The 5,401-nt window shown below is 28.8% G+C and carries 7 protein-coding genes; 4 read left to right on the top strand and 3 right to left on the bottom strand.

What is annotated here, in order from left to right:
- Together J6D32_RS09870 and J6D32_RS09865 are read left to right on the top strand one after the other, a co-directional pair.
- Positions 1-660, top strand: a 660-nt coding sequence (locus J6D32_RS09870) for a hypothetical protein (RefSeq protein ID WP_503004055.1), incomplete at its 5' end; no start/stop codon positions are given.
- 34 nt (positions 661-694) lie between these two features.
- Positions 695-1,591: a 3'-5' exonuclease gene (locus tag J6D32_RS09865; protein WP_287467640.1), complete on the top strand. Its 897-nt coding sequence runs from the start codon at positions 695-697 to the stop codon at positions 1,589-1,591.
- Between the two features lie 99 nt (positions 1,592-1,690).
- On the opposite strand, the gene J6D32_RS09860 is transcribed toward J6D32_RS09865, so the two are convergent.
- Complete coding sequence (locus J6D32_RS09860) at positions 1,691-1,969, bottom strand: hypothetical protein (RefSeq protein ID WP_287467639.1); 279 nt, start codon at positions 1,967-1,969, stop codon at positions 1,691-1,693.
- Positions 1,970-2,225: 256 nt separating this feature from the next.
- Positions 2,226-2,336, bottom strand: coding sequence for a transposase-like zinc-binding domain-containing protein (locus J6D32_RS14115; protein WP_503004056.1), 111 nt, complete (start codon positions 2,334-2,336; stop codon positions 2,226-2,228).
- Positions 2,337-2,613: 277 nt separating this feature from the next.
- Between J6D32_RS14115 and J6D32_RS09855 the strand changes: the two genes are divergently transcribed.
- Positions 2,614-3,204, top strand: a complete 591-nt coding sequence (locus J6D32_RS09855; protein ID WP_287467638.1) for a hypothetical protein — start codon at positions 2,614-2,616, stop codon at positions 3,202-3,204.
- Positions 3,205-3,511: 307 nt separating this feature from the next.
- Here J6D32_RS09855 and J6D32_RS09850 read toward each other — a convergent pair whose 3' ends face one another.
- Complete coding sequence (locus tag J6D32_RS09850; RefSeq protein ID WP_287467637.1) at positions 3,512-4,066, bottom strand: hypothetical protein; 555 nt, start codon at positions 4,064-4,066, stop codon at positions 3,512-3,514.
- A 194-nt stretch (positions 4,067-4,260) separates the two neighbouring features.
- Here J6D32_RS09850 and J6D32_RS09845 point away from each other — a divergent pair, with 194 nt between their 5' ends.
- Entirely contained in the window at positions 4,261-4,911 is a 651-nt protein-coding gene (locus J6D32_RS09845; protein ID WP_287467636.1) for a hypothetical protein, read from the top strand.
- Positions 4,912-5,401 lie beyond the last annotated feature (490 nt).

Genomic DNA, 5,401 nt, shown 5'->3' with positions numbered 1-5,401 from the left:
ATTCAAAATGCTATTCATCGAATTTTTTCAGATGAAATTAAATCTAAAATGGCTCATATAATAGCCTGTCAGGTTGATAAAACTTTAACAAAAGAACAAGCTGTATCGGCTTATTATAAACATTTTAATGAATTAAAAAAATGGGCTAAAGATTGGGGTTATGATGATTTAAAAATTGGTGAACAAGTTCGAGCTTATTTAGAAGAGGAACTGGCGTATCATGATTTTTATGAAGAAAAAGCCATTGATGGAGTTTTCTATCCTTACAAGGGAGTTAATCCGATTGAATTCCCTTATCCGGCTAAGGATGAAGGTAATCGTTATTTGACCTGTTTAACAGATATTCGAGATATGGAAATTGAAGAGTCAGCAAAAGTATTATCCCAAATAAACACTCGTTCAATCGATAATTTCTTTCAAAAAATTCACCGTAGTATTTCAGTATTAGAACGTCCACTAACCACCGCACGTGGTGATGGTAAATCTTACGTTTATTCTAATTATAATCCTAAATATGCTCAATATTTAATTACGATTTTAAGAGTGTATTATAACTTCTGTTTACCTACTAAACGTTATGGTGAGGAAAAAACACCTGCTCAACGTTTAGGGGTGACGGATAAGGTCTTTACAATTAAGGATATTATTTATTTTAAATAGTGCAATCAATCAAATAGGGAGAGAATTTTTGATTATGATACCCTCAAGAACATTTGAAATTACAAAAGAATGCGAATACCCATCTGATTATGTGGTCATAGATTTTGAAACCAATGGTCTTAATCCCAAAGAATGTGACATTATTCAAATGGCAGCTATTCGTTATCGAAATGATGTGAAGGTTAGCACATTTGTATCATTTGTGAATGCTAAAACTATTCCTTCAAAGGTAACAGAGTTAACTTCAATTACTATTGAAGATTGTCAATCAGCTCCAACATTAGAGGATTTATTACCCCAATTACTTGATTTTATTGGTGAGGATATTATCGTAGCTCATAATGCTTCTTTTGATTTAGGCTTCTTAATTGAGAGCATAAAGAGACTAAATCTACCAGGAAGAACATTTATTTATGTTGACACATTACGATTAGCTCGTCAAAAAATGAAGGAAGTCAAATGGCATAAACTTCCGATTTTGAAAAAGTATTTAAAACTTGAATATGATAGTCACTTAGCAGAAGATGATTGTTATGTTTGTCATGAAGTTTATAAGTATTGCCGAGGCATCGAAACTATCAAACAAGAATTATCTATTAAACAAATAGACGCTCCTAAGGATTTACATACATCATTAAATCATTCATATTTGGATGCAGAATTAGAATCTCTTATAGAACAAGCTAAGGAGTATGAATCATTAGAGTTATATGAAGAGGCAATCAATATCTATGAGCATTGTATAGCTTTACAATATAAAAATAAAGAACCCTATGATAGATTGATTTTAATCTATCGTAAAAAACGACAAAAAGAAAATGAGATTAGGATACTTGAATTAAGTGTCGATAGGTTTAATAGTGAAGATAAGTATCAGATAAGATTAAATAAAATAGCATCGTTAGACAAAAGCATTGCTTCTGAAAAGTAATCGAATTGAATCCAAATTTTCTTGAAAACTCTGTTAGATAATTTTGTTGTTAAAATAATCAAAAAAGAAGAGAAAGTCGTCATCCTCTTCTTTTTTTGATTATTCATTTCTAACTTCTAAATCTTTATAGTATAAGTATCCACTCAATATTAAACTATTTACACCAGCAATACTTATAATTGCGCCGATTACATTAAAATTAATCATTAGCCTAAAAGCATTTGTTTCATCGGTATAGGTTGTCGTGATTGTTCCATTTCGTTCTACTTGTGTATAAAAAAACTGAGCAAGTGGATTAGAAAATAAGATAATCAAAATACCTATGACAAATGAACTGATGCTTATGCGAAAATTACGAATCAAAAAAGATTTTTTCATACATTCTTTCCCCTTAACTAAGATTCTTTTTGAATAGTATATCATAACTTATTTGGAATAAAAAGGTAAACATTCTTGTTGATATTTTAGTCACCAATATATAAACGAATGGTATCTAAAATTCGATGACGCATATAAAAAATATTTTTACACATCCATCTATATGCTATGCGTTACGTCGAACACTAAAGTCTAAAATCATACATTTGGCATACTCTAATCACTATTGCAAAGGTAGTTTAAACCCTGATAGAATTCATTTTGAAAATTCTGTAAGCGTTCGAAGACAAGACCTACATTTGTAACGTTGTTTTCCTGATGAAGCCCCATATTTACAGAGGTTGTGACTTTTATAATGAGGACAGATTTTATATCAGTCAACGCTGATATAAAATCACCTCGAATATTCATTTAGTATTAGCTCACCATATTTAGAGATGACTATTTAACATATCAATAAAATTATCCAACATAGCGTATTTTTTTATTTATCGACACAACAGCCTAATATAGTGAAAAAATCAATATATCAATCTAAAAATTCTTTTAAAAATGAAGTCAATAACATTACACCAAAATAAATTGTTAAAAAATGGATAACATTATATAATAATACTGAATTTTTATATAAGGGGGTATTCTTTTTGAATAAATATTTAGCTATCTTATTTCTATCGACTGTATCGCTTTTAAGTGCTTGTAAGGCTCAAGAAAACTCATTCTCAATGAATGATGAGATCATTGAAGAACAAACGAGTGACTTAGTCGAGGCAGAACCAACTATCAAAGTATTTGAGGTCGATGATTACCTTACGAATATCGTAACCGCTGAATTAAATGAAGGAGAGGTTTTAGATTATAAAGATTTCATTACATCTATCAATAGCATGGAAGAATTTTCTGAATATAATGTTCGGATAACAACACAAGTTTCTTCAAATAAAGTTAATATAACAGATAAAACTTTTGAAAATCAAAATGTGTGGTATCTAAGAATGTATTCTAATCAAGGGAAACTTCCTATATTTCAGTTATCAAAGCTTGAAACGTTTGAAAATGGCAGTGGAATTTTATACTTAGATGAATTGGGAATGAACGAGGGGGAGCCTAAAGGGGAAAATGTATATTGTTATAGTGAGTATATTTTCCTAACTGATTTGGATATAGTAGAACTCCAAATTGAATACGAGGATTTAGTTGATGTTGAAAATAGAAAGTCAATTGAATTGAATTAATTCGGCTATGTTAGATTAAATACTATAATCTTAAAACTACATGATTTAGATAGTTGCTCTATGTGAAAAATTATGACCTACTTACATAAATCAAAAAAGAGGGTCTGAAAGTATGCACTATATTCAGTGTTAAACTTTTAGCCTCTCTTTTTTATTTGGCTCTGTTTTAGGTAAATGTTGATATTCTATGCTAAAATCAATCGCTCAATCCAAAAAAGCATATAAAAAAATAGGCAAGTTAAGAGCCTATTTTTTATATGCTTTCAATTATTTAATTTTAAGTAGTAGTCTAATCACTGACTAAAGTTTAGAGTATTTTTCGCTTCACTTTTATACCTTTTTTCAAAAGAAATTGTTCAAATGCTTCAGGTGTTCCAGTTGTAAATTTAGTCCTATCAATTGGAAAACATATTTTATTCCCATAAACTATTACAAAAACATTTTTCATTTTATATACTACAGTAATTTGCTCGTGATATGCTTTGGTTTCAAGTTCACTTTTGAAGGATAAACTGTTTTCATCGTCTATAGAATTTTTTTCATTCAATTCAATATAGTCTTCATAGACAACTATATTGAACTGAGGGTCCTTATTCCCATATAAATTACTTTGTTTCTTATAAGATTTTATACCTTGAATTTTCCAAAAATTAAAGAAACAGAGTAATAAAACAAAAACACCAATACAATAAACTATAAAATTAATATAATCCCCAAATAAATAAAATCTGAGAGATGAATACGAATATACAAATATTGCAAATAACACTATAATTCTTAAATATGGTTTATTTGACGCTTTAGATAGTTCGATTGTAACTAATTTATTTAACGTAGTCTGATTTTCAAATAAAGATTCCAATTAATATCTCTCCCTTTACATCTCTTGTCAATTCTCACTTTATTATAACCTTTTTTTACCATCCATTCAATATAAAGCCACATGTCCCTTATTATCTTCATTCTAAATATTATCTAACGTAGCTTTTTTTATATTTCATTCTAAGTTTTTATAAAATAAAAATATTTTCAAAAAAATATAGGAGTGTGATAGTAATGAGAATAGAAACCTTACAAATAGCTGGGTTTGAACCAGCAATTAATGGGATTTTTTACCCTTTAACAAAAAAACGTTCAGACTCTTACATCAATGAAGAAGGCGAATTTATTTTAGGAGTGAGAGATAGGGAATTAACTCAATCTTTACTAACTTTAGATTTGAAGCAAGCTAAATTTATGAATCAAATCATTGTTTGGGTGACGATTACTATGCCAATTTATTGGTGGAATGAATTAAGCAAATACAAACAAGATTTTGAGAATTCCTGTTCAACATTTAAGGCATCCATTTTTCAACCAGAACCCCTTTGCTTAGAACAATTTTCTTACGATATAAAGGATGAACCTCTAATGAGGGGGATTATTGAAGCTTTAAATGAAATTCGTTTAGAGTGGAGTACCACTGAAAATATAAAGGAAAAAATTTCTTTAGCAAGAAAAGCTAAAACCTTGTTACCAGAAGGTTTTTTACAAACAAAAATCATTATTTTAACTTATGCAGAATTAAGAACTATTTATCAATATTATTGCAAACACCAATCAACACCTGAATGGAAGAAAATGCTCACTTGGATAGAAACGCTTCCTTACGCTGAAGACTTAATTATATTTAATGAATCGTCAAGAAATAGCAACACTGACTACTGAAATAAATGGAATAAGGCTTGTTAAACTAAGACTCTGTTTTAGAATAGTATTGATATTTTCTATAATGTATCATTACAGTAAGGTCTATTTGATATAAGAGGTTTATTGGGGAACTTAAATAAAGGGGACAATATATCTGTCCGCTTTATTATTTTTCTTAGCAAGAACCAATTCTGGTGATATGAAACCTAACAAAAATGCAGGGAGTTAATTCCTGCATTTTTTGTTGTAAATTTTAAAAATATTCAGTTTAAAAAATAGCTGATTAATTAGTTTAAATTTTACAATCATTATTTACAGTAAAAATAATTGTAATTTAATTTTTTCAACCCCAAAACTGAAACTGTTGTTTATCTTTTAAGGGATTTTTTTATGCGAAGAAAACTTTTTCTATTCTAAAATTTTAATTTAGTCCTTATTTCTGTTTTAGTAAAGGACTATTTTTAAGATCATAAAAAACTCCCTCGTGTGCGTGAGGGAGTTTTTTTAT

Origin of the sequence: Turicibacter sp., from assembly GCF_017941855.1 — a bacterium.
Lineage (GTDB): Bacteria > Bacillota_I > Bacilli_A > MOL361 > Turicibacteraceae > Turicibacter > Turicibacter sanguinis.
The sequence above is the reverse complement of the archived record's forward strand: the minus strand, read 5'-3'. Positions and strand labels throughout refer to the sequence as shown.

Bases quoted from the DNA above. Each gene is read 5' to 3' on its own strand.
- J6D32_RS09865 (WP_287467640.1), top strand. From the start codon at position 695: ATGATACCCTCAAGAACATTTGAAATTACAAAAGAATGCGAATACCCA.
- J6D32_RS09860 (WP_287467639.1), bottom strand. From the start codon at position 1,969: ATGAAAAAATCTTTTTTGATTCGTAATTTTCGCATAAGCATCAGTTCA.
- J6D32_RS09845 (WP_287467636.1), top strand. From the start codon at position 4,261: ATGAGAATAGAAACCTTACAAATAGCTGGGTTTGAACCAGCAATTAAT.